Source organism: Providencia heimbachae ATCC 35613 (assembly GCF_001655055.1).
GTDB lineage: Bacteria > Pseudomonadota > Gammaproteobacteria > Enterobacterales > Enterobacteriaceae > Providencia > Providencia heimbachae.
This window is the reverse complement of record NZ_LXEW01000038.1, coordinates 101,130-126,564: the sequence shown is the minus strand read 5'-3', so window position 1 is coordinate 126,564 and position 25,435 is coordinate 101,130. Positions and strand designations below refer to the sequence as shown.

Here is a 25,435-nt window from a genome sequence, read left to right as displayed (position 1 = left end):
CTACAACGAATTCATCTGGCGGAACAATTACATTTACAGGCTATGTTTATGAACCTCAATGTGAAGTAAAGTTAACAAATAAAACAGATGTAAATGTTCAATGTTTTCGAAATGGAAAAAATGAAACAGTAACAGCTTCATTAAAGAATGGAAGAAAACTTGAGTCTGACTATGTCAAAGTTGAATATGATAAGTTCAGTAAATTACCCATGTTAAATATTACTTATGAATAACCTATTTGTTGTTAGAACAGAAATAACAAAAAGCCTACCAACGGATACTGCGTCGGTAGGCTCTATAAGCAATTAATACAACACTACTTCTCAGTTAAGTCAATTTGGTAAATTGCAAAACCGATTTCATCTGTACCCACTTGCTTCATTGGGTATTGCCCATTTTCTTTAATAAATGTAGCGGCTTTTTCACTTGGTGCCGTTTCAAAACGAACATCTAATTTTTTGTCCGTTTTAATTGGCGTAAATGACCAGTTATTCGCGGCTTTAGTCGATATTTCACCTTTTTCTTTAGACTCTTTCGCAATATAAGCGGCTAAGATTGAACGGTTTTCATCTGGGGATGCAAAGGCAATATTATTGTCTCCCGTTCCCGCAAATTTACCACCGTATCCACGATAGTTATTGGTTGCTACCAAGAAAGTTGCTTTCGGATCAATCGGCTTACCTTGATAAGTCACGTTTTTAATTCGATTTGCATCTTTATTGACTGTTTGGCAATCAACATCATATTTAGCCGGTTGAGTCAGGTCGATTTGGTAATTTACACCGCTAATCGTATCGAAATTATAAGTTCTAAAGCCGTTCCAATTCAGTAAGCTTTGTGGTGCGGTTGACTGCGCATCAATTTGGTTAAACATACCCGCAGAACACTCTAACCATTCAACCACATCTGCACCCGTCGCTTTAACTACTACCAATGTATTTGGATAGAGGTAAAGATCCGCCGCATTACGGAAAGTGAGATCGCCTTTTTCAACTTCAATAAATTCAGTTGGTGAGTTCTTACGACCACCCGCTTTAAATGGAGCAGCCGCAGCTAACACAGGCAAATCTGCGAGATCTGGATCACCTTGAATAAAGGTTTTCGTGTAATCAACTTGCGCATCATTCACGATTTGAACGGTTGGATCGCTCTGAACCAGCGCTAAATAGCTGTACATGTTTTCAGATGCTTTACCGATCAGCTTACCGACAAACTTACGTGTATCTTGATGCTGCTCGTCAATAATTTTAGCTAGTTCATCATCACGCTCAACTAACGCTTTCTTGTTGGCTTTATCATAAACCGGACGCGCATGCGCATTGGCATCAATAACTTTCCAGCCACCATCATCGTTGTTGACCACTAAGTCAACCACACCTAAGTGATCACCCCATTGACCCGGCATGACAGCAGGAACACCATTTACAGTACCTTTTGCAACATCAACGCCTTTGATATCGTTGAAATCTTTGCTTGGGAACACACCGTGTGAGTGACCAAACATGATTGCGTCGATACCCGGGACTTCACTGAGATAATAGACTGAGTTTTCTGCCATCGCTTTATATGGCTCTTGTGAGAAGCCGGAGTGAGGAATGGCAACAACGAGGTCAGCGCCCTCTTTTTTCATCTGTGGAACAAATTTTTTCGCTGTTTCGGTAATATCATTTACCCGCACTTTACCTTCTAAATTTGGTTTATCCCAAATTAGAATTTGTGGCGGAACAAAGCCGATATAACCAATTTTGATATTATGTGTTTTGCCATCTCTGTCTTTTACAGGGGTATCAACAATAATATAAGGAGTAAAATAGTTTTCACCTGTTTTAGCGTCGATAATATTAGCGTTAATGTAGGGGAATTTAGCCCCTGCTATCGCTTTTTGCAGAAATTCCAACCCAAAGTTGAATTCATGGTTACCAAAGTTACCTACGGTATAACCCATTGTATTCAATAGTTGATGTGCTGGGTGAGACTCACCCTCTTTCAGGCCTTTACCTGCCATATAATCTGCAAGTGGGCTTCCTTGGATCAAGTCACCATTATCAACCAAAACCGCATTAGTCGCTTCTTTTTTAGCCGCTTTAATTAATGTTGCTGTACGGACATAACCAAATTGCTCTGTTGGTTTATCTTTATAATAATCAAAGTCAACCAAGTTACTGTGTACATCCGATGTTTCCATTACACGTAAATCAACCGTTGCTGCGTTTGCATTAAATGCAACTAGCAAAGCAAGCGATGATAATTTCAGTACTTTATTCACTATAAATCCCCTTAGCTGCCTTTATACGAGAGAAAATAGCCTCTCTAATTTCATAGCCAACCGTACATCATCGATTAAAAATAAAACAAAAATGATGCTACAGCCGCTTACGATGTGTCAGATATCAACTTTTAATGATAATACACTGCAAACAGTAACCATTTTCTGTGACTAAATCACGGTTTTCATCTATTTATGAATGCTGAGTTTAATGCCGGTCACAAAAATGAATTAATCGTGATCTCTATCGCCTAAATAATTCAAGTTATGAGAAAAAATACCGAGGTAGCTTTGATAGTTTCAAATACGCGATGTGATTTTGATGACTAAGTGCAGTTAAGACTAATAATACGGTTAAATACGTATCGCGACATTATAAATATAACATCCAAAATTTATACTCTAAATAATTCGTGTTGTAGGTAGGCGGCAATTGAGCTAATCCTTGGGAGCATACACAAGTATGTGACTAAGGTTAGCGAGTGAAGCCAACACCCCTACAACGCGAAGTATGACGAGTATCCATACTCTAACTAATTCGAGTTGCAGGTAGGCGGCAATTGAGCTAATCCTTGGGGGCATACACAAGTATGTGACTCGGGTAGCTGAGGGAGGCCAACACCCCTACAACGTGAAGTATGACGAGTATCCATACTCTAACTAATTCGAGTTGCAGGTAGGCGGCAAATGAGAGAGACCCGAGGAGCATACATAAGTATGTGACCGAGGTTAGCGAGTGAAGCCAACACCCCTACAACTTGAATTAGGACGAATGTAGCCAAGCAGCGCCTCGCACCCCACTCGAGTCCCCATGCACCGCTTTTCGGATAGGCGTATCACACTCACGACCAAAAATATAATGACGAATTTTTGCGGGTAATTCCTCATATAAACTTTCGACGTTACTCATTCCACCACCCAATACAATGACATCGGGATCTAACATATTGATTGCCTGAGCTAACGCTTTTGCCAAACGTGTTTGATAGTTATCTATGGCCAATAATGCTTGCTTATTACCTGACTTTGCCAACTTTACAATCTCTGTCCCTACTATTTGCTCCCCTGAAAGCTTTTTAAAATCCGCAATAAAACCTGTACCGGATACAAATAATTCCGTGCAACCCCTTAAACCGCAATAACAAACTTCACCATCAAGAAATAGCCTATCTTTATCATCTTGCCACGGTAAAGGATTATGCCCCCATTCCCCGGCAACACCATTTCCGCCAGAATGAACTTGCCCATTAATCGCAATTCCAGCGCCACACCCTGTCCCGATAATAACGGCGAAAACCACTTTAGCCCCAGCACCAGCACCATCTACGGCTTCTGAAACAGCAAGACAATTAGCGTCATTAGCCATTTTAATGGGACGATTAAGTAACCTTGCTAAATCCACATCAAAGGCCTGCCCATTGAGCCATGTTGAGTTTGCATTTTTAACTTTTCCGGTAATAGGCGACAAAGTTCCGGGAATACCAACACCAACACTTCCTGTTATACCCGTTGCCGTTTCGGCATCATTAACCAAACTTACGATAGCATTCAGAGTTGCAACGTAATCACCGCGAGGAGTTGGTATTCTTTTTCTGAATAATGTCTCGCCATTATCATCCAATGCAATGACTTCAATTTTTGTTCCACCTAAATCAATACCAATTCTCATTATGATGCTCTCTTATTATCGATTTCACATATCATTACCTATATATATTATTGATACCAAGGTGAAGAAAGTAAAATTACGCGATGATCACAAAAGTGATTCAAAATAAGCAAAAACTTTAAAACAGTATTTTTTTTCGCTTAATAACTGGCAATTCGCTATCATAGTTCCCTGCTATAACCAGCAATCCATTAACAAAGGTAGGTTTTTCATGTGGTTCAAGAATATATTGGTCTATCGCCTGAATCGGGACTTGGCACTCTCAGCTGATGATCTGGAAAAGCAGCTTGCCCCACTTGCCTATCAACCCTGTGGCAGCCAAGACATGATGAAAACAGGCTGGGTATCACCAATGCGTGGCGGTGATGCACTTACTCATGCCGCTGGGAATCAAATTCTAATTTGCGCCAAAAAAGAAGAAAAAATGCTGCCATCTCCGGTTATTAAACAGGAGTTGCAAGATAAAATTGAAAAGCTTGAAGCAGACCAAGGCCGTAAACTGAAAAAAACAGAAAAAGATTCCTTAAAGGATGAAGTGGTACATGCCTTGTTGCCCCGTGCATTTAGTAAATTCAGTAAAACCTATATTTGGATTGATACCGTAAACCAATTAATTATCGTCGATGCAGCAAGTGCTAAGCGTGCTGAAGACAATTTAGCCTTATTACGTAAAAGTTTAGGCTCACTGCCCGTTGTTCCGCTTACGTTTAAAGATCCGATTGAGCTTACATTAACTGAATGGATCCGCTCAGGCTCACTTCCTCAAGGCTTTGCTGTGATGGATGAAGCTGAATTAAAAGCAATTTTAGAAGAAGGCGGTATTATTCGTTGTAAAAAACAAGCCCTTATTTCTGATGAAATCGCGACACACATTGAAGCCGGTAAACTTGTTACTAAACTGGCATTAGATTGGGAAGAACGTATTCAATTCATGCTATCAGATGATGGTTCACTGAAACGATTAAAATTCAGTGATACATTAAAAGAACAAAATGACGATATTGGTAAAGAAGATTACGCACAGAAATTTGATGCTGACTACACCTTAATGACGGGTGAACTTAGTGCGCTAATTGCACGATTGATCGACGTTCTTGGCGGCGAAGCTGAGCACTAATACGTTATATACTCAAAATAATTCGAATCTATAGGTAAGTAGCAAGCGAAGATAGTCCGATGAACCGAAGTAAACGAGGTGATTCGGGCCACTACGTTTAATCAACAACCCTATGGTCTGAAGTATGGCGAGTATAACTACCTCACGATAACCGCTTATCTTATTGTAAGTTACCACAACTTTTTTGACCCCACCTGCAATGCCATAATGAAGTCGTTGACTGCCTATCCAATCTCTGGTTGATTGAATTACATCTATGTAACAAATTTGTCGTAACCTTGATTAATTAAATAAAAATAATGAATAGTTTTCTCCGCTTTCGGAGTTATGGTCAATATTAAATCGAAGGAATTGTTATGAAAGAGTTCATCGAACCTGAAGTGGATGAAAATTCCCTTGTTACCTTACAAAAAGTCACCGCTGATAATTTTTCAGAAATCTGCCTACTTAGCCATACTCTAAGCGAAGCACAACGCAATATGGTTGCTGATAATGCTTACTCCATGGTAGAAGCCCAATTTTCCAGCTGTGCTTGGTATCGAGGTATTTACGCTGATGATATTCCCGTTGGATTCATTATGCTGCATTCTGGTTTAGATGATGATGAGTTAGAATATGAAGGGATTATGCTTTGGCGTTTTATGATTGCTGAACCTTATCAAAAATTAGGTTTTGGCCGGGAAGCATTAATTCAGGTTATACGTTATTTAAAAAAGAAAGGTTATCCACGTCTTTATAATAGCTGTGGTGAAGGGGAAGAAAGCCCATTTGAGTTCTATAAAAAATTAGGGTTTATGCCGACCGGTGGCTATGTCGATGATGAATGCGAGCTTGTATTAGATATTACACATTGGCAGGACGATACTTTAGAAGTGGAATAAATTGTTAGGCGGGTAATCAGATACCCGCCCAATAACAATATCGTTACTTTTGGATTAAATAACGAATTGTTGGTCCATCCTGCTGAATATCAAGCACTTTATAGCCATAGTTTTTTGCATCTAATGGAATGTTATTGATTGATTGTGGGCAATCACTTACCACTTCCAATATTTCACCGGGCTTTAACGATGGCATTGCTTCAAGTGTTGCAACCGCCGGATATGGGCAAGGTTCACCAACCATATCCAAACGATAATCAGGAATTATTTCTTTCTGGCTCATAATGCCTCCATTGAGGTGTTTGTCGCTTTTTGCGCACGCTTACGGAAAAAATGTTTTTCCCATAGCAACATCAATGCAAACGCAATCGCTAATAATCCATAGGTGACCAGTAAACCACCTTCCGGACCAAATGTTTCGAGTAAATTAACTTTATCGAAATCTGTTGCCAACCATGGTGCTAAGTCATCCCAATAATAAGCAAGGATCGTAGCACCAATGATATTACCAAAGCCAACCCACCAGTAATGCACCTGACCTTCTACTGCACGATACATCCAGCCAGTTTCACAACCTCCCGCAAGAACAATCCCAAAACCAAACAACAGTCCGCCGATAACCGCATTCGGTCCTGCCCACAGAATTTTTGGTGTAGCACCTAATTGAACGTAACTAAAAATACCAATCGCACTTACCGCCATACCGATAATAATAGCTTTAGCCATATGAGTACGGCCCGTGATCCATAAATCACGAAATGCGGATGTAAAACAGATTTGCGCCCGTTCAATCAGTAATCCAAAACCAATCCCACACAATATTGCAAATCCCATTACTGGAGAATCCAGCAATGTGTAGAAACCCCATGCCAGAGATAGTGTGAAAATAATCATTCCCAATCTAAAACGTTTTTTGGCAATATCTGCTCGTTGTGTCAACGGAGAAGCCGCACTCACCTTTTTCAATTTAACGGGAATTCTAAACATTGGCATCAGTGTAAATTTTGCACCGAAATACGAGCCGGCGGCGGTCGCAACGGCAAAATACCATGCATGCAGAGAAAACTGAGGGATCCCAGTAAAGAAAGCCGCTAGGTTACAACCCATTGCAAGGCGCGCACCAAACCCGGCGATAATTCCACCTAAAATAGCTTGAAAGATCCTAATTCGATGCTGAGGCATGCGTAATTTGACGTTATTTGCCCACAAGGCGGCGGCAATGCATCCAGCAAACATACCGATGATCATCACACCATCGATCCTATCTAGCGGACTGCCTTCAAAACCAATGACTTTGAAGTAACCCCAATTTTCAGGCTCAGCACCAAACAATTGCATAACGTGCCCACCCCAACGAGTAAACTCGCCAGTAACAGCCCAAAATGTACCAGTAAGACCAAAATAGTAGGTAGACAAAATACCAGCAGCAATAACTGCAGGTAGTGGTTTCCAAAAACCGATGAGATAGCGAGATTTGAACTCAGACCAAGTCATTGTAACTTCCAATTCATTTATACCAGTACCTGGCAAAGAATTTCGCTGTTGTAATCATTTAATAGTTATATTTAAGATAATTCAAGCGTATGCAACTTTGAGATATCAAGATATAACCGCCCCACAGCGAAGAGGTGCACATCATACTCTGATAATTTTTTTCGTGAAGGAATTATGTCACAAAATATTGAAAAATATTGTTATGCACAACATAGAAACAAGAACGCATTCTTTACATTGAATCACGTTAATAATTTGAAATTAAACAAAAAATATATAAAAAAAAGCGTTATCGAATCGATAACGCTGGAAATGTAGTCTTATTTTATCTATAGAGGAATATAATATGAAATTGCCGTTGTAACGGCGTCGCTTGCTATGCGTAGTCTAAAGTCAGCCCATTGACTTCAGTAATAACATTTTTTAAAACTATTCAATACAACATATGATTTAAGTTAGCAACTAAGTAATTATATCTACTTCAATATAAAACTTAGTCTCAATCTAATTAAAACCCCAGTTAGAGTTTTATTCTTTCTCTAGCATAAGTTGATTTTAAAATTAAAAAATCAATGTGAATAAATATTTAAAAGTATTTCAAAATGTTATTGATTGCATTATAGCGTAACTTACCTATGGTGCAAGTGTTTTTTTATTTAATATAAAATAATTAACAAAAAACAAAATAATCAATAAAATCAATGTTTTGATACAAAATAAAAACAAGTAAAAATAAAATAAAAATATTACTTATAAAGTAATAATTTTAAAAATATATATTCACAATTATTTTAGTTAATAATTCTAATATTAATAAATATTATAAATTTATTTTTTAATATGCTGAGCTAAATCATTAATTATAAAAATCATTAACATGACTTATAATTAACCTCTATTTAATTATTCATTCTTTTATAATCCTTAATTTTTCTTTTTATTAGTCAATCATAAAAAGACATTATTTTTATATAAATCAACTGCTTTAAATCCATGTAGTTTTTAATGGTATTTATTTTTCAACGTATAAACCCTTATATCATACCCTATAAACCTATTACCACACTTATTAAATGGTTTATTTTTAATTATCACTCATTGCATACTTTAACCAACCAGACCTGAATAGCCGGAATTTTAATCCGTCATAACCGTTATTTTCAAGTAAAAACACGCAATTAAAGTTAAATATTTTTAATCATTATGAATGAAAATAAAATATTTTATTATCAATAAGTGAATTAATTCGTCTATTTGACGAGCACATAAAACCTCATTAATGACTAAATGAAGGTCAATAAACTAAACAGATATATACTCTAAATAATTCGAGTGGCAGGTAGGCGGCAATTGAACTACCCCTTGGAAGTATACACAAGTATGTGACTCAGGTAGCTGAGGTTAAAACAAAACGCGCTCTATATTTCAGCTTAACTTAACAGACTAAAACTGAAACATAGAACGCGTTTAACATACTAATATCTAAATCGAAAATAGTATCTTTTCAAGATAAAATTTATTTAGAAGACGTCGCTTCCATACCAACCAAACCAATTTTAAGATAACCCGATTGGCGTAATGTATTCATAACGTCCATCATAGTCTCATAATCAACACTCTTGTCCGCTTGGAAAAAGATAGTTGTTTCTTTATTGGTATTCGTTGCTTGATCAAGTGTTGCTGCAAGCTGTTCTTTTGATACTGCTTGATCACCAATAAATAATTGGCTATCGGCTTTAACCGTAAGGAATACCGGTTTTTCTGGGCGTGGCTGCGGTTTTGCTGTCGAAGCAGGTAAGTCAACTTTGATATCAACCGTCGCCAATGGCGCCGCAACCATAAAGATAATCAGCAAGACCAACATAACATCAATGAATGGTGTTACGTTAATCTCATGCATTTCACCACTGTCATCTTGTTCGTCACCTAAACGCATTGCCATAATTATTACCTTGCTTTGCTATTTGCTAGATCGAGATCTCGTCCCAGTAATAATGCCGCTTGTGCTGCGGTATCACCCACTTGACCACGATAATTGTTGATCATTCTGGCAAAAATATTGTAAATCACAACCGCAGGGATGGCCGCAATAAGACCAATTGCTGTTGCCAATAATGCCTCTGCAATCCCGGGTGCGACAACAGCAAGATTCGTTGTCTGCGAGTGGGCAATCCCGATAAAGCTGTTCATGATCCCCCAGACAGTACCAAAAAGCCCAACAAAGGGTGAAATCGCACCAATTGTTGCTAAATACCCATTACCACGCCCCATATAGCGGCTAATGGCAGCAACAGAACGTTCTAAACGGAAAGCAGTTCGGTCTTTTGTACCCGAAAGGTCAGTACTATTCGCAGAAAGTGTTCTTTCTACAATAGCTTCATTAAGTAGCATCCGTGTGATGCTGTTTGCCTTGAAGTCATTCGCAATATCGACGGCTTCATCGAGAGATTTTACTGCTGCAATTGCTTTGGTTTCATATTTTAAGCGGCGACGAGCGATTAAAATCTCAATGCCTTTAGAGAAGAACAGAGCCCAAGTAATCACAGACGCGATAATTAAACCGATCATCACGGTTTTAACAACAACGTCCGCATTTTGGTACATTCCCCAAACAGAGAGGTCTGTATCAAAACCACCACCTTGGTTTTCTGTTGCGATTTCAATACGTTCACTCACAACCTCGGTATTTGTTCCTGCATTTTGAGCGGGTGCAGAAGGAGACGTCGAGGGTACTGATGCAACTTCAGCACTTGGTGTCGTTGTTGGCGTGGTTGAATTTTCAGATGACGGTGTTGATGGTGTGCTTTGTGCTGCAGTTGGTGCCGTTGCGGGCGCGGTTTCCGCTACTGCTATTGCTGTAGTGCCCATCAAGCCGATCGCCAATAGAATAGAAGCTGTTAGTTTACGCATCAGTTGGCCTTTACTCTCTATTTTAGTGTTGTATAAATAAGTTAATATCGATGATTGTGCCATTCATCGACTCATCTTTAAAAGCGAAATGTAACTCGCACTGTAGGTCTCTTTTTAAAAAGACGATGCAGATAATATCAAACACAGCGCGAATTGATAGTAATTATCATTAGTATTCGCGAATTTTTTACTCTTTTTGCGCTTCGACAAGGAAGCCCTCGCCCATGATGAGGGTATTTTAGTTAATCTCTATTTAACTAAGTTACAGGTCGGCGGCAAGCAAAGATACCTCGGGGAGCACACAATAAGTATGTAACCTGAGTCGCTGAGCGTAGCCAACAACCCTATTCATTGAATTTTTTATATCTCAATAATTCAAATTGTAGGTAGGCGGCAAGCAAAGGTATCTCGGGGAGCATACACAAGTATGTGACCCGAGTAGCTGAGCGTAGCCAACAACCCTACAGCTTGAATTAGGGTGAATATAAAGATGAAGAATAATCAGGTTGCTGCATTATCCTTGCACTCATGGCATCAAATCATCTAACTTAAGATGATTAAATAGCCAGCGTGCTTAATATAATTAAGGATAAGAGAAATATAACATGGCAAAAATTAGGCCTGAAACTCAATTGGTTCACCTTGGTAGAAACCCTAAATATACCCAAAAAGGGGTTAACCCTGTTATCCAACGTACTTCATCTGTTATTTTTAACTCGCTAGAAGAAAAACGCCATGCGACTCACAACCGTGCAAATGGTGTTCTTTTCTATGGACGTCGTGGCACCCAAACCCATTTTGCATTTCAAGAAGCAATGACAGAGCTAGAATGTGGTGCTGGTAGTGTTTTATACCCTTCAGGCGCAGCTGCAATTACCAATGCGATTTTATCATTTGCTTGTTCAGGTGAGCATATTCTTGTAACCGGCTCGGCTTATGACCCAACTCAGAATTTTTGTGACAAAATTGCCACCAAACTCAATATCGAAACGACCTATTTTGATCCCTTAATTGGTGAAAATATTGGTGATTTAATTCGCCCGAATACCTCAATTGTATTCTTAGAATCTCCCGGCTCTATCACTATGGAAGTCCATGATATCCCGGCAATCGTAAAAGCCATCCGACAAAAATCACCTGATATTATTATTATGATTGATAACACTTGGGCTGCGGGTGTTTTGCTCAAACCGTTATTATTAGGCGTGGATATTTCGATTCAGTCTGCCACTAAATACATTAATGGCCATTCTGATGGTATGTTAGGGGTAGCTGTCGCCAATGAGCGTTGCATCGAAACACTACGCGAAAACTCTTATCTTTTAGGTCAAACTGCAGATCCTGATACTGTTTATATGGCGGGCAGAGGTCTTCATACCTTAGCTACTCGTTTAAAGCAGCATGAAACCAATAGCTTAATTGTCGCAAATTGGTTGCTTGAACAGCCCCAAGTTGAGCAAGTTTTCCACCCCGCGTTAGCTTCATCCCCCGGTCATGCATTTTTTATTCGCGATTTTTCTGGCTGCAATGGGTTGTTTTCTTTTCAGCTTAAATCACGGCTCTCCACAGAGCAATTCAGTGAATTTCTCGATAACTTTACGCATTTTAAAATGGGCTATTCATGGGGTGGCTATGAATCACTGATATTAGGCTACCAAACTGAAGATTTACTCAGTATGCGACAGTATGACTATCAACCAAATAAGGGCACTTTTTTCCGTGTTCATATCGGTCTTGAGCACCCACAAGATTTAATTGATGACTTACAATTAGCATTTCAACGGATCTAATGTGTGTTTAAGGGCGCAATTATCTAAATAATCGCGTCCTATACTCAAAATAATTCGAACAGCAAGTCGGTGATAAACAGAAGTAAGCGAAGAGCATAGATAAGCGATATAACTAAAACCGCTAAGTGTAGCCAACAAGTTTCCGACTTGAAGTATGGCACTTATATATCAACAATATTATTTATTCGCTAACAACCTAATAGTCCAAACAAATCAAACTCCACCATTCTTTTTCCTGTAAGATAGATTCAGAAATTCGCTTTTGCAGATACAGGAACGACTATGGAAGTCCTACGCGAAATCGTACAAGCACTTTGGCAACACGATTTCCTTAAACTATCCAACCCTGAAGTCCTTTGGGTTATTTATACCGTGCTTTTTATTATCATCGTGTTAGAAAATGGGGTGCTTCCCGCCGCGTTTCTACCCGGTGATACACTGCTGATCCTCTCCGGCGCATTAATTGCAAAAGGTGTGTTGCATTTTATTCCCACCATCCTGCTCTTAGCCACCGCTGCTAGTCTTGGTTGTTGGCTTGGTTTTCTCCAAGGAAGATGGCTAAGCGAAACCAACATGGTCAAACGCTGGTTATCACAGATCCCCGATGAATATCATACAAAAGCGAATAATATGTTTAATAAGCAAGGCCTATATGCACTGCTTATCGGTCGTTTCTTAGCCTTTGTTCGCACACTATTACCGGTACTCGCTGGCCTTTCTGATTTAAGCCACCGTCGCTTCCAATTATTTAATTGGTTAAGCGGCTTATTGTGGGTAAGCATTATTGTCACACTCGGTTATGCACTTAACCAAATACCTTTTGTGAAAGAACACGAACAAATCGTTATTAGCGCCTTGATGATCATTCCCGTTATTTTACTCGTTGCTGGGCTAATTGGCTCAATTGTTATGTATTGGAAACACCGTAAAGGGTTTAATAAGAAAGAAAGCTAGTCAAAAAACAAAAAACCTCAGTGACTTTTCAATCACTGAGGTTAATATAGGTAATTAAATAATTACTTAATTAATGCATGCATCTCTTGTACTGAAATCACCTTCTCTGTTGGGTCAGCGCTCAATGACATCGTCGTCGCAAAGCCCCCATTTAATGTCGTATCGTAATGCACCTTATATTGTAAGGCACTACGACGGATCAACTTAGAATCTTCGATTGCTTGGCGTCCTGCTGTCGTATTAACGATGTAGTCATACTCACCGTTTTTGATTCTATCTTGAATGTGCGGGCGACCTTCATGAACCTTATTCACTAAGCGAGGATTAATTCCCGCTTCACCCAGCACGATTGCCGTGCCGTGTGTTGCATCCAATTCAAAACCGTGTTTTAGCAGCTTAGCGGCTAAATCAACTACGCGGGTTTTATCGCCTTCACGCACAGATAATAGCGCACGACCTGACTTTTTCATGGTCGAGCTACTGCCTAACATGGCTTTAGCAAACGCTTCTGCAAAAGTGCGGCCGACACCCATCACTTCACCCGTAGAACGCATTTCAGGCCCAAGAATGGGATCTACACCTTGGAATTTATTAAACGGTAAAACCACCTCTTTCACTGAATAGTAAGGAGGGATAACTTCTTTTGTAACGCCTTGTTGTGTCAGCGTTTGGCCAACCATCACTCGGGCAGCAACTTTCGCTAACTGGACACCTGTCGCTTTCGATACAAAAGGGACGGTTCTTGCAGCTCGAGGGTTTACTTCAATCAGATATACTTCGTTATTTTTCACCGCAAATTGTACGTTCATCAAACCACGCACACGCAGTTCGAAAGCTAAGTTACGTACTTGCTCACGCATTACATCTTGAATTTCTTGGCTAAGTGTATAAGCAGGTAATGAACACGCCGAGTCACCTGAGTGAACACCGGCTTGCTCGATGTGCTCCATAATGCCGCCAATCAATACCATCTCACCGTCACAAATAGCATCAACATCCACTTCAATCGCATCATCTAAAAAGCGATCCAGTAGCACAGGCGCATCATTCGAGACACTCACCGCATTTTGGAAGTAGCGACGTAAATCGATTTCATCGTAAACGATTTCCATTGCCCGACCACCGAGAACATACGATGGACGCACTACCAGCGGATAACCAATTCCTACGGCTTTCTCAACAGCTTGTTCTATCGTTGCTACCGTGGCATTTTTGGGCTGTTTAAGGTTTAGGCGATTAACTGCTTGTTGGAAACGCTCACGGTCTTCGGCGCGGTCGATGGCATCAGGACTAGTACCAATAATAGGAACCCCCGCAGCTTCAAGCGCTCTCGCAAGCTTCAATGGTGTCTGGCCACCATATTGCACAATCACACCTTTAGGCTGTTCAATACGAACAATTTCTAAAACATCTTCGAGGGTAACAGGCTCAAAATAGAGGCGATCCGAGGTATCATAATCCGTCGATACGGTTTCAGGGTTACAGTTAACCATGATGGTTTCATAACCGTCTTCACGTAGCGCCAGAGATGCATGGACACAGCAGTAGTCAAACTCAATGCCTTGCCCGATACGGTTTGGTCCACCGCCTAACACCATCACTTTTGGCTTATCATTGTTAGGGTTTGATTCACACTCATCTTCATAAGTGGAATACATATAAGCGGTATCGGTAGCGAATTCAGCAGCGCAGGTATCAACACGCTTATAAACTGGGTGCAAATCATACCCTTGGCGCAATTTACGTAATTCAGCTTCTGATACACCAACAAGTTTAGCAAGGCGCTCATCAGAAAAACCTTTACGTTTAAGTGCACGTAAGAAGTCTTTAGTCAGTCCATTAATACCTTGCTCGGCAACCTGTTCTTCAAGGCGAACCAGTTCTTCAATTTGGACTAAGAACCAACGGTCAATATTCGTTAAATTAAAAATACCATCAACGGATAATCCTGCACGGAAAGCATCGGCAACATACCAAATACGCTCTGCCCCTGCTTCTTTCAGCTCACGGCGAATACGTGTTAATGCTTCAGGATCGTCTTGATTCACTTTAGGGTCGAAACCTGTTGCCCCCACTTCGAGACCGCGTAATGCTTTTTGCATCGACTCTTGGAAAGTACGGCCAATCGCCATGACTTCCCCTACGGATTTCATTTGGGTTGTCAGACGATCATTCGTTCCTGCAAATTTTTCAAAGTTAAAACGAGGGATTTTAGTGACAACATAGTCAATTGACGGCTCAAATGAGGCAGGTGTGCGACCACCTGTAATATCATTCATCAGCTCATCAAGGGTATATCCTACCGCCAATTTTGCGGCAATTTTTGCAATCGGGAAACCTGTCGCTTTAGATGCGAGAGCCGAAGAGCGCGAAACCCGCGGGTTCATTTCGATAACAATCAGGCGACCATCTTTTGGGTTAACAGAGAACTGGACGTTAGATCCCCCCGTTTCCACTCCGATTTCACGCAATACCGCCATCGAAGCATCACGCATAATTTGATACTCTTTGTCAGTCAGAGTCTGTGCTGGCGCAACCGTAATTGAGTCACCGGTGTGGATCCCCATCGCATCAAAGTTTTCGATCGAACAAACGATAATACAGTTATCATTTTTGTCACGAACGACTTCCATTTCATACTCTTTCCAACCAATCAATGATTCATCAATTAACAATTCATTGGTAGGCGATAAGTCGAGCCCACGAGTACAAATTTCTTCAAATTCTTCACGATTGTAAGCGATACCGCCGCCGCTTCCGCCCATGGTAAATGAGGGGCGAATGATACAAGGAAAGCCCACATCATCAGCGACGGCATAGGCTTCTTCCATATTGTGAGCAAAGCCGGAACGCGCCGTCCCTAAACCGATTTTTTTCATCGCTTTATCAAAACGTTGACGGTCTTCTGCTTTATCAATTGCATCAGCAGTGGCACCAATCATGGTCACGCCAAATTCGGCAAGGACACCTTGGCGTTCAAGTTCTAATGCACAGTTCAGCGCAGTTTGCCCACCCATTGTCGGTAAAACAGCATCTGGGCGCTCTTTTTCAATGATTTTACGTACAACTTCCCAATGAATGGGTTCAATGTAAGTCGCATCTGCCATCTCAGGGTCAGTCATGATGGTGGCAGGGTTCGAGTTTACCAAAATAACGCGATAGCCTTCTTCGCGTAATGCTTTACAGGCTTGAGCACCAGAATAGTCGAACTCACATGCTTGACCGATAACGATTGGGCCTGCACCTAAAATCAGGATGCTTTTTATATCTGTACGTTTTCCCATTTTTTTGCTCCCGATTATTGTACGTTTTGACGTGGTGTGTTTTGGCGATATTCGTTAATCAAATCGATGAAATGATCGAATAAGTTCGCAGCATCATGAGGCCCTGAACTTGCTTCTGGGTGGCCTTGGAAACTGAATGCTGGCTTATCTGTACGATGAATACCTTGTAACGTTCCATCAAACAATGATTTGTGTGTCACACGCAATGTATCGGGTAATGTTGACTCATCAACGGCAAAACCATGGTTTTGCGCTGTAATCATCACAACGTCTTTATCTAAATCTTTTACTGGGTGGTTAGCACCGTGATGACCAAATTTCATTTTAATTGTATTTGCACCACTCGCCAGTGCCAATAATTGGTGACCTAAGCAGATACCAAATACCGGAATTTCTGTTTCTAAAAACTGTTGGATTGCATTGATAGCATAATCACAAGGAGCTGGGTCACCCGGACCGTTAGATAAGAAAATGCCATCTGGCTCCATCGCTAATACTGTTTCGGCAGGCGTTGTTGCAGGCACAACCGTTAAACGGCAACCGCGGTCAACAAGCATTCTTAGAATATTGCGTTTTGCACCGAAGTCATAAGCGACAACATGAAGCGGTAGTTCTTCTGCATTTTTCGCTGCTTGTTGCCCATCATCGAGATTCCAAGAATTTTGTGTCCAGCTATAAATTTCTTTTGTGCAGACTTCTTTTGCCAAATCTAAACCATTTAATCCTGTGAATGCACGTGCTTTTTCCTGTGCAAGCGCAACATCTGGGCTATCTCCCGCGATAATACAACCGTTCTGTGCGCCTTTTTCTCTTAACAAGCGAGTTAGCTTGCGAGTATCGATATCTGCAATCGCAACGACGTTATGACGTTTTAGATATTCCGATAAACCTTCTTTCCCACGAAAATTACTGTAAACCAAAGGTAAGTCGCGAATGATCAAACCTTGAGCATGTACATTTGGGGATTCTTCGTCATCAGCATTTGTGCCGACATTACCAATATGGGGATAAGTAAGAGTAACAATTTGGCGGGAATAGGAAGGGTCTGTAATTATTTCTTGATAACCGGTCATTGATGTATTGAAAACGACTTCTCCAACTGCTGCACCTTCTGCACCGATGGCACGCCCGTGGAATTGGGTCCCGTCTTCCAGGACCAATATAGCTGACTTTATCAAAACATCCTCCAGAGAATATTAAATCATAATTACTGCATATTAATTCAGATTTTGCGATCTAAATCAATGCCAAAATGAGTTTTTAATCAATTTTTGGCAAATTGCGCGCATTCTAATGATGTGATGAGGTCTTGTCTAGAAAAAAATTCATTTTTTACACATTTATCTTACTTTTTTACTTGCTTACCCCATTTAAATGGCAATGACCGGTAAAAATAGTCATCATATGTACTAAGTAATCGATTGCAAAGTAAGATAAGTGATTATTTTATAATAACGCAGTTAAAAATGAGAATAAAGTATAATTATCTAAAAAAAGGAGGGATAAAACACAGATAAATACAAAAAACAAGGCTTAAGCCACAAAAATAATCCAAAGAAAGAACAATCAGAGTAATTATATTTATCACCCTGATTTAAATCAGTTTATTTTATAATAAAATTATAAATCATCAAGACAAAGCACATCTTTCATGTCATATAACCCACTATTTTTAGCGACAACCCATTCAGAAGCACGAATAGCGCCTTTCGCAAAAGTCATACGACTCGAAGCCTTGTGGCTTATCTCTACACGCTCACCGATATCTGCAAACATTGCGGTGTGTTCACCAACGATATCCCCAGCGCGTATAGTTGCAAAACCAATCGTTCCCGGCTCACGCTCTCCGGTATAACCCTCTCTCGCATATACAGCGCAATCTTTCAGATCTTTACCTAACGCGCTGGCGATAGATTCGCCCATCGCAAGTGCCGTACCAGAAGGTGCATCCACTTTATGACGATGATGAGCTTCAATAATTTCAATATCAGTGTAATCACCCATGACTTTTGCTGCTTTTTCCAGTAATTTCAGTACCACATTAACGCCAACACTAAAATTTGCGGCAAATACAATAGGGATCTCTTTGGCTGCATCGGCAATCGCTTGTTTGCCTTGGTCATCAAAACCTGTCGTCCCAATAACCATCGCCTTATTATTTGCCTTACAAAAAGCTAGATACTTCAATGTGCCTTCTGGGCGAGTAAAATCAATAACTGCATCAAAATCATTAACGACTTGCTCAAGTGAATCGACAACTATAACGCCCAGTTGACCGATGCCGGCTAACTCACCCGCATCAACACCAATCAGTGAAGAACCTTCACGTTCGATTACGGCACCAACTCGAACCCCTTCTTGCTCATGCGCTGCCTGAATTAATTGGCGCCCCATACGCCCACCAGCACCAACAATCGCCACACGTACTGTTGAATCTGCCATTTGTTATCCCTTAATAATTTTGATGCAAAAATGACGACCAAACCCTATAAACTAGAATTATCTAAACGACCTAATTCAATGAATATAGCGACTCAGTCCATATAACTTGAAACATGACTAATATGTACAGATTAACCATCATAATGATGTTCTGCTAGTAGTAATCTTGAGTTATTAACAAAAACGTAGAAAGAGGAATGATTATCAGAAAAAGTTGTTAGAAAGGAATAAATTGGGGAAAAAACGCCATTTCACAAAACAAAAATGGCGATTACCATGGTACTTCTGTGTATTTAGTTAATTTCTTTAACGTCTACACGTAATTCTTTAGGGACTTCAAACACGATGTTTTCTTCGCGTCCTTGCAGTTCAACTACAGAATCTGCACCTAGTTCTTTTAATCTATCAATCACTTGGCGGACTAAAATATCAGGAGCTGATGCCCCTGCCGTTAAGCCAATAATTTGCTTACCTTCCAGCCATTGTGTTTTGATATCTTCAGCACCATCAATCAGATAAGCTGGTTTTTGCATTCTAGAGGCTAATTCAGCTAAACGATTAGAATTTGACGAATTTTTAGAACCAACAACCAATACAATATCCGCTCGTTCTGCTAATTCTCTTGCTGCTTCTTGTCGGTTGGTTGTGGCGTAGCAAATATCGTCTTTACGTGGTCCTACAATGCTAGGGAAGCGGGTAGTCAAAGCATCAATCACATCCGAAGTATCATCCACAGAAAGGGTTGTTTGAGTCATAAAACGCAAATTATTTTCGTCTTTAACTTCAAGCTTCCAAACATCTTCAGGGCTTTCGACAAGATACATTCCCCCTTCAGGGTTACTGTATTGCCCCATGGTACCTTCAACTTCAGGATGCCCTGCGTGGCCAATTAAAATGGCCTCTTTGCCTTTCCGGCTTGCTCTTGCAACTTCCATATGAACTTTCGTCACCAATGGGCAAGTCGCATCAAATAGCATGGTTAAATCACGAGAACGTGCTTCTTGGCGAATGGCTTGAGAGACACCATGAGCAGAAAAAATAAGGATTGAGCCATCTGGAACCTCTGAAATTTCTTCAATAAAAATAGCACCACGTTGACGTAAATCATCCACCACATAGCGGTTATGAACCACTTCATGTCGAACATAAATAGGCGCACCATAAATTTCAAGGGCTCTTTCTACAATACTAATTGCACGGTCTACACCCGCACAAAATCCACGAGGATTAGCCATTAATATTTGCATTGTGACTCTCCAATTGCGGGTCTACTTCAAGCACTTCAATTTCAAAGCTGATTTGCTGCTCTGCAAGTGGGTGATTAAAATCAACCGTAATTGATTCACCCTCTATTGATTTTACAACACCGGGCATTTCACTGCCATTCATCGCGGAAAATAGCATAATTGTGCCAATTTCAGGAATACCTGTTTCAGTAAAATCACGCAATGAGAAATATTGAACTAGGTCGGGATTATGCTTACCAAAAACAGTATCGCCAGGTAGTGAGAAATTTTTCTTTTCACCTTCGCTTAACCCTAAAAGTTGTGCCTCGAGTTCTGGCGATAGAGAATCATTCCCTAAAACAAACAGCGTAGGCTTACCTTGTGCGAGTGAAGAGTCTGCCGTTGAGCCATCTTCTAATTTCAGAGTGAAGTGGAGTAAAACAGAGCTCTGTGGCTGTATTTGAGTAGACATAAATCAAACCTATTTTCTGTCATAAAATTCAGCCCAGAAAAATCTGGGCTGTGAGATATTGCATTGTAACCTATTGTGTTACCAATTTACTTAGCATTTTCTTGCTTTGGCTTATCCGGCAAGAAGCCTTCAAAAATAACTAAAGCAGCACCAATACAGATTGCCATGTCCGCAAGATTAAAGGTTGGCCAATGCCAATTACCGACATAAAAATCAAGATAATCGACAACGAAGCCATGCACGAGGCGATCACATAAATTACCAATTGCGCCGCCAATAATGAGTGCATAAGCAATGTTGCTCAAGCGTTTCTGTGCACTTTGACGGTACATCATTACCATTAAGATAATTGAAATCGCAATCGCGATACCCGCAAAGAACCAACGCTGCCAGCCCCCTTCATCTGCCAAGAAACTAAATGCTGCACCAAAATTTTGCGCATACATTATGTTAAAAAATGGCATAATCGGATGCGGCTCGTACAGATTCAGGTCTCTCAAAACTAATTGTTTGATCCCTAAATCTGCCACGATAATCACAATGGTTAACCATATCCAACGCAAACCGGTAGAGCAGATAGGCGTCTTCATTAAGCAAACTTACGGACTTCGCCGTCACCGGCTACGTTTGTAACACAACGGCCACAAACATCTGGCTGCGCTGCCACTGAGCCGATATCACTTGCATAATGCCAGCAACGAGGACATTTTTCACCTTCAGCTTTACTAAAGGTGATCTTCAGTCCTTTAAGTTCACTCTGCACCGCATCTGCCGGAGCGTTAGCTATATCTGCTACTGACGTTTGTGAAGTCAAAAGAACAAAACGTAATTCATCGCCTAAGCAATTGAGTTTGTTAGCTAATTCTTTATCAGCATACAAAGTAACTGCCGCTTCCAATGAACCACCAATGTGTTTATCGGTACGTGCTTGCTCTAAGACTTTATTCACTTCACTACGTACAGCAAGCAGTTCACCCCAGAAGCTATCGTTCATTTCTTCTGATGCATCTAAACTAAACAAGCCCTCATACCATTCTTCCGTAAGCACAAACTTCGCGCGTTTACCCGGTAGTTCATTCCAAATTTCATCTGAAGTGAACGAAAGTACAGGTGCAATCCAACGAACCAACGCTTCTACGATGTGGAACAGTGCAGTTTGGCAGCTACGACGCGCAAGGCTATCACTTTTCGCTGTATACTGACGATCTTTGATGATATCGAGGTAGAAAGAGCCCATTTCGATTGAACAAAAATGCATTAAGCGCTGAACAACCGAAAGAAAATCGTATTCATCATACGCTTTGGCTATCTCTTTTTGTGCTTCTAATGCACGTCCTACTGCCCATCTATCTAACACCACCATATCTTCAGGCTTAACCATATCCGTTTCAGGATTGAAACCATTTAGGTTCGCCAAGAAGAAGCGGGCGGTATTACGAATACGACGATAAGAGTCTGCTGCACGTTTCAAGATTTCATCAGAAACAGCAATCTCACCCGTATAGTCCGTCGAAGCAACCCATAAGCGTAGGATATCAGCACCTAGCTTATTCATAACATCTTGTGGGCTAACCGTATTACCGAGTGATTTAGACATCTTACGGCCTTGACCATCCACGGTAAAACCATGAGTCAGAACTTGGCGATAAGGGGCTTTACCTTTCATTGCTGTTGAAAGCATCAGAGATGACATAAACCAACCACGATGCTGATCCGAACCTTCAAGATACATATCAGCTGAATTACCGTGGAACTCAGGTCGTTGATCAACCACTGCAAAGTGAGTTGAACCTGAATCAAACCACACATCCAGTGTATCTGGGACTTTACGATAAATTTCGGCTTCATCACCTAATAGCTCAGCAGGATCAAGATCCCACCATGCTTGAATTCCATCAACCTCAACACGCTTAGCGACTTCTTCCATCAACTCTAATGTGCGAGGATGTAATTCTTCGGTGTCTTTATGCACGAACAACGACATTGGGGTACCCCAAGTGCGTTGACGAGAAATACACCAGTCTGGACGGTTTTCAACCATGGATTCGATACGTGCACGCCCCCAGCCGGGGATCCACTGTACAATATCAATCTCTTTTAGCGATTGTTCACGCAGACCATTTTTGTCCATGCCAATAAACCACTGTGGTGTCGCACGGAAAATAACCGGTGTTTTGTGGCGCCAGCAGCATGGGTAGCTATGAGAAATTGCTTGCTTATACAGCAGTGCACCTTTTTCGTTTAGCAACTCAACAATCACATCGTTAGCTTTAAAAATAAACATACCATCCAATGTAGGATAAGTATCTGGCAAGAAACAGCCATTAGGTCCAACCGGATTTGCCGTTTCCAAACCGTATTTTTGACCAACCACATAGTCTTCTGGACCGTGGCCTGGCGCAGTGTGTACCGCACCTGTACCTGCATCTAATGTTACGTGATCACCAAGGATCGCCGGAACATCAAAGCCCATGAACGGATGTTGGAAACGTAATAATTCAAGTACGCTACCTTCGCATTCACCAAGGATTTCCCAAGAGGTGATCCCTACTGTTTTCATGACTTCTTCAACAAGATCAGCCGCGAGGATAGACAATTCACCATTAGCTTGCACCAGACTGTATTTAAATTCTGGGTTCAAGGAAATTGCACGGTTAGCGGGTAATGTCCACGGTGTCGTTGTCCAAATCACTAATGAAGGAACTTTATCGCTAGCCACACCAAATTTTTCACATACGGCCTTGCCATCTACTGCAGGAAAGCGAACATAGATAGAAGGTGATGTTTTGTCGTAGTATTCAACTTCAGCTTCCGCCAACGAAGAACCACAAGCTGTACACCAGTGTACAGGCTTAGCACCTTTTACAAGGTGACCATTAGCAATAGTCTTAGCCAATGCTCTGATGATGTGCGCTTCAGTTTTAAAATCCATCGTTAGGTAAGGTTTATCCCACTCACCTAAAACACCCAAACGGATAAAATCTGCTTTTTGCCCTTCAATTTGCTCTTTAGCGTATTGACGACATTGTGCACGAAATTCAGCGGCAGAAACTTTTTCACCCGGTTTACCAACGATTTGTTCAACTTTGTGTTCAATCGGTAAGCCATGGCAATCCCAACCGGGGATATAAGGGGAGTCATAGCCCGACAACCCTTTCGATTTGATAATAATATCTTTGAGAATTTTGTTTACTGAGTGACCAATATGAATACTGCCGTTAGCATACGGAGGGCCATCGTGCAGAATAAACGTTTTCTTGCCCGATTTTGCTTTACGGATCGCTTGATACAAACCTTCTTTGTTCCAGCGCTCTAACATCTGTGGTTCGCGTTTAGCGAGATCGCCACGCATTGGGAACCCTGTTTCTGGTAGATTCAGGGTATTTTTATAGTCACTCATCGATTCTCAGTTCCAATTTTCCGCTAAATTATCTGATTCCTATTGCAGTAAGATATTCTCTTGCTGCAATTACATCATTAGCAATTTGCTCCTTAAGTGCTTCCAACGAAGCAAACCGCTGCTCATCACGCAATTTCTTACGTAACACTACATCAATATGACGCCCATATAAATCTAAACTGGCATCAATTAGATGGACTTCTAACTGCGTTCCTTTTCCAGATACAGTCGGTCGTGTGCCAATATTCGCCACACCTGGTAAAGGTTTGTCCCCTAAACCATGAACTTCTACAGCATACACACCAGTAACCGGTGTGACTAAACGTTTTAACGGTAGGTTTGCCGTCGGAAAACCAATTGTTCGCCCAAGCTGATTACCATGTACAACACGCCCACTAATTCGATAGGGATGTCCTAATAAGCTTTCTGCTAATACGAGGTCATTATCCTGAATTGCTTTACGTATTGCTGTACTGCTAATGCGCAGGCCTGAATCACAAAAGCTTTCTGTATCTGCAACTTCAAAGCCAAGTTTATCACCCGCTTGCTGCAAGAATGCGAAATCGCCCATACGATTTTTTCCAAAACGGAAATCATCGCCAATCGCAAGGTACTTCACACCCAATTTATTAACCAGTAAGTCAGACACAAACTCATGGGGTGTCAGTGACGCAAAGTGCTGGTTAAATTCAACACATAAAAGATAATCAACGCCGCTATCTGCAAGATATTTCACTTTATCTCGTAGACGCGTCAAACGCGCAGGCGCTTTATCGCCGATAAAAAACTCAAGGGGTTGTGGTTCAAATATCATCACCACAGTTGGCAAGCCTAACTGTGTACCCTTAAGTTTCAAATTTTTAAGTAAAACCTGATGCCCACGGTGGACACCGTCAAAATTACCAATAGTCAGCACGCAACCATGATGGCACGCCCGGATATTTTGTATACCGCGAATTAGCTCCATAACAGGCTCAATACCGAGGAAATTGCAGGATTATACCTTGTACGACGCATAAGGTTAACCTAAGTTCGTAAAAGGTTTCATTAAACCCTATTTTTTTGATCTCTACACTATTTTACCCACCGATTTTATCCTGATTATAAGCAATTATGCTAATTTGCTTTGTCAGATACTCGCTTGTGCCATGTAAATATCAAAAAAGTTGGGATAACCAATGGATTATCAATACAACAAAATAACGCTGAGGTCTCTAAAAATATTAAATTTTTATCGTTTTAGCAGCGCACCCTATAGCTAAACATATTTATTGTTTACTAAGCAACCAAATGGCGTATTATTTTCGAACAGAAGCGCGATTGGTAGATAACTAATTCCTTGGGAAATTTATTTTTTGCCAAAGGGTAATTAATTTTCTGCAATCATTTATGCTTTTTTTCACGCTAAGATCTGTATTCTTCTTATATTTGCTGATAGAATCTTGCACCATTCACAGCGCATGAATATCGAAGTACACGATGTTTATTTGCACAAATCCATTGACAAATGAAGGGCAAGAGGGCATATTC

General features: G+C 40.7%; 19 protein-coding genes. 5 read left to right on the top strand and 14 right to left on the bottom strand.

What is annotated here, in order from left to right; genetic code table 11:
- Window positions 1–233 (top strand): YmdA family protein (locus M998_RS19670; RefSeq protein ID WP_068909405.1); only part of this gene is annotated, 233 nt, incomplete at its 5' end.
- An 83-nt stretch (window positions 234–316) separates the two neighbouring features.
- On the opposite strand, the gene M998_RS13935 is transcribed toward M998_RS19670, so the two are convergent.
- Both M998_RS13935 and mak read right to left on the bottom strand, forming a co-directional pair.
- Window positions 317–2,266, bottom strand: coding sequence for a bifunctional 2',3'-cyclic-nucleotide 2'-phosphodiesterase/3'-nucleotidase (locus M998_RS13935; RefSeq protein WP_511229358.1), 1,950 nt, complete (start codon window positions 2,264–2,266; stop codon window positions 317–319).
- A gap of 763 nt (window positions 2,267–3,029) precedes the next feature.
- Window positions 3,030–3,935: a fructokinase gene (gene mak / locus M998_RS13930; protein WP_068909403.1), complete on the bottom strand. Its 906-nt coding sequence runs from the start codon at window positions 3,933–3,935 to the stop codon at window positions 3,030–3,032.
- A 211-nt stretch (window positions 3,936–4,146) separates the two neighbouring features.
- Between mak and rdgC the strand changes: the two genes are divergently transcribed.
- Both rdgC and M998_RS13920 read left to right on the top strand, forming a co-directional pair.
- On the top strand, window positions 4,147–5,052 hold the full coding sequence (gene rdgC / locus M998_RS13925; protein ID WP_068909401.1) for a recombination-associated protein RdgC: 906 nt from the start codon (window positions 4,147–4,149) through the stop codon (window positions 5,050–5,052).
- 356 nt (window positions 5,053–5,408) lie between these two features.
- Complete coding sequence (locus M998_RS13920; protein WP_068439231.1) at window positions 5,409–5,933, top strand: GNAT family N-acetyltransferase; 525 nt, start codon at window positions 5,409–5,411, stop codon at window positions 5,931–5,933.
- Between the two features lie 43 nt (window positions 5,934–5,976).
- Here M998_RS13920 and yedF read toward each other — a convergent pair whose 3' ends face one another.
- The 4 genes from yedF to exbB form a co-directional block, all read right to left on the bottom strand.
- The gene (yedF, locus tag M998_RS13915) at window positions 5,977–6,216 is read right to left on the bottom strand and encodes a sulfurtransferase-like selenium metabolism protein YedF (RefSeq protein WP_068439229.1); all 240 of its coding nucleotides are present in this window, start codon (window positions 6,214–6,216) and stop codon (window positions 5,977–5,979) included.
- A complete protein-coding gene (gene yedE / locus M998_RS13910; RefSeq protein WP_068439227.1) occupies window positions 6,213–7,427 on the bottom strand; it encodes a selenium metabolism membrane protein YedE/FdhT in 1,215 nt (404 codons plus the stop codon). Before yedE ends, yedF begins: the two co-directional genes overlap by 4 nt.
- 1,516 nt (window positions 7,428–8,943) lie before the next feature.
- Entirely contained in the window at window positions 8,944–9,369 is a 426-nt protein-coding gene (gene exbD / locus M998_RS13905; RefSeq protein ID WP_068439226.1) for a TonB system transport protein ExbD, read from the bottom strand.
- A gap of 5 nt (window positions 9,370–9,374) precedes the next feature.
- On the bottom strand, window positions 9,375–10,337 hold the full coding sequence (gene exbB / locus M998_RS13900; RefSeq protein ID WP_068909408.1) for a tonB-system energizer ExbB: 963 nt from the start codon (window positions 10,335–10,337) through the stop codon (window positions 9,375–9,377).
- A gap of 605 nt (window positions 10,338–10,942) precedes the next feature.
- Between exbB and metC the strand changes: the two genes are divergently transcribed.
- Entirely contained in the window at window positions 10,943–12,127 is a 1,185-nt protein-coding gene (gene metC / locus M998_RS13895) for a cystathionine beta-lyase (RefSeq protein WP_068439224.1), read from the top strand.
- A 282-nt stretch (window positions 12,128–12,409) separates the two neighbouring features.
- A complete protein-coding gene (locus tag M998_RS13890) occupies window positions 12,410–13,081 on the top strand; it encodes a DedA family protein (protein ID WP_068909399.1) in 672 nt (223 codons plus the stop codon).
- Between the two features lie 62 nt (window positions 13,082–13,143).
- Here M998_RS13890 and carB read toward each other — a convergent pair whose 3' ends face one another.
- The 8 genes from carB to ribF all read right to left on the bottom strand — a co-directional run bounded on the left by carB (window position 13,144) and on the right by ribF (window position 24,872).
- Entirely contained in the window at window positions 13,144–16,365 is a 3,222-nt protein-coding gene (gene carB, locus M998_RS13885) for a carbamoyl-phosphate synthase large subunit (RefSeq protein WP_068439220.1), read from the bottom strand.
- 14 nt (window positions 16,366–16,379) lie between these two features.
- Window positions 16,380–17,543 (bottom strand): glutamine-hydrolyzing carbamoyl-phosphate synthase small subunit, encoded by a 1,164-nt coding sequence (gene carA, locus M998_RS13880; protein ID WP_068439218.1) that lies wholly within the window; start codon window positions 17,541–17,543, stop codon window positions 16,380–16,382.
- Between the two features lie 442 nt (window positions 17,544–17,985).
- Window positions 17,986–18,807 carry a 4-hydroxy-tetrahydrodipicolinate reductase gene (gene dapB, locus M998_RS13875; protein WP_068909397.1) on the bottom strand — a complete coding sequence of 274 codons (822 nt, stop codon included), beginning with the start codon at window positions 18,805–18,807 and terminating at the stop codon, window positions 17,986–17,988.
- Between the two features lie 293 nt (window positions 18,808–19,100).
- On the bottom strand, window positions 19,101–20,054 hold the full coding sequence (gene ispH, locus M998_RS13870; RefSeq protein WP_068909395.1) for a 4-hydroxy-3-methylbut-2-enyl diphosphate reductase: 954 nt from the start codon (window positions 20,052–20,054) through the stop codon (window positions 19,101–19,103).
- On the bottom strand, window positions 20,035–20,505 hold the full coding sequence (gene fkpB, locus M998_RS13865) for an FKBP-type peptidyl-prolyl cis-trans isomerase (protein WP_068439211.1): 471 nt from the start codon (window positions 20,503–20,505) through the stop codon (window positions 20,035–20,037). The genes ispH and fkpB overlap by 20 nt, the downstream gene beginning before the upstream one ends.
- Before the next feature lie 86 nt (window positions 20,506–20,591).
- Window positions 20,592–21,095 carry a signal peptidase II gene (lspA, locus tag M998_RS13860; protein WP_068439209.1) on the bottom strand — a complete coding sequence of 168 codons (504 nt, stop codon included), beginning with the start codon at window positions 21,093–21,095 and terminating at the stop codon, window positions 20,592–20,594.
- On the bottom strand, window positions 21,095–23,905 hold the full coding sequence (gene ileS, locus M998_RS13855) for an isoleucine--tRNA ligase (RefSeq protein WP_068909393.1): 2,811 nt from the start codon (window positions 23,903–23,905) through the stop codon (window positions 21,095–21,097). The genes lspA and ileS overlap by 1 nt, the downstream gene beginning before the upstream one ends.
- Before the next feature lie 28 nt (window positions 23,906–23,933).
- The gene (gene ribF / locus M998_RS13850) at window positions 23,934–24,872 is read right to left on the bottom strand and encodes a bifunctional riboflavin kinase/FAD synthetase (protein ID WP_068439205.1); all 939 of its coding nucleotides are present in this window, start codon (window positions 24,870–24,872) and stop codon (window positions 23,934–23,936) included.
- Between the last annotated feature and the right edge of the window lie 563 nt (window positions 24,873–25,435).

Coding starts and splice junctions, on each gene's coding strand:
- mak (WP_068909403.1), bottom strand. CDS start 3,935: ATGAGAATTGGTATTGATTTAGGTGGAACAAAAATTGAAGTCATTGCA.
- exbB (WP_068909408.1), bottom strand. CDS start 10,337: ATGCGTAAACTAACAGCTTCTATTCTATTGGCGATCGGCTTGATGGGC.
- M998_RS13890 (WP_068909399.1), top strand. CDS start 12,410: ATGGAAGTCCTACGCGAAATCGTACAAGCACTTTGGCAACACGATTTC.
- yedF (WP_068439229.1), bottom strand. CDS start 6,216: ATGAGCCAGAAAGAAATAATTCCTGATTATCGTTTGGATATGGTTGGT.
- fkpB (WP_068439211.1), bottom strand. CDS start 20,505: ATGTCTACTCAAATACAGCCACAGAGCTCTGTTTTACTCCACTTCACT.
- M998_RS13920 (WP_068439231.1), top strand. CDS start 5,409: ATGAAAGAGTTCATCGAACCTGAAGTGGATGAAAATTCCCTTGTTACC.
- lspA (WP_068439209.1), bottom strand. CDS start 21,095: ATGAAGACGCCTATCTGCTCTACCGGTTTGCGTTGGATATGGTTAACC.
- yedE (WP_068439227.1), bottom strand. CDS start 7,427: ATGACTTGGTCTGAGTTCAAATCTCGCTATCTCATCGGTTTTTGGAAA.
- dapB (WP_068909397.1), bottom strand. CDS start 18,807: ATGGCAGATTCAACAGTACGTGTGGCGATTGTTGGTGCTGGTGGGCGT.
- rdgC (WP_068909401.1), top strand. CDS start 4,147: ATGTGGTTCAAGAATATATTGGTCTATCGCCTGAATCGGGACTTGGCA.
- ispH (WP_068909395.1), bottom strand. CDS start 20,054: ATGCAAATATTAATGGCTAATCCTCGTGGATTTTGTGCGGGTGTAGAC.
- carB (WP_068439220.1), bottom strand. CDS start 16,365: ATGGGAAAACGTACAGATATAAAAAGCATCCTGATTTTAGGTGCAGGC.
- exbD (WP_068439226.1), bottom strand. CDS start 9,369: ATGGCAATGCGTTTAGGTGACGAACAAGATGACAGTGGTGAAATGCAT.
- ribF (WP_068439205.1), bottom strand. CDS start 24,872: ATGGAGCTAATTCGCGGTATACAAAATATCCGGGCGTGCCATCATGGT.
- metC (WP_068439224.1), top strand. CDS start 10,943: ATGGCAAAAATTAGGCCTGAAACTCAATTGGTTCACCTTGGTAGAAAC.
- ileS (WP_068909393.1), bottom strand. CDS start 23,905: ATGAGTGACTATAAAAATACCCTGAATCTACCAGAAACAGGGTTCCCA.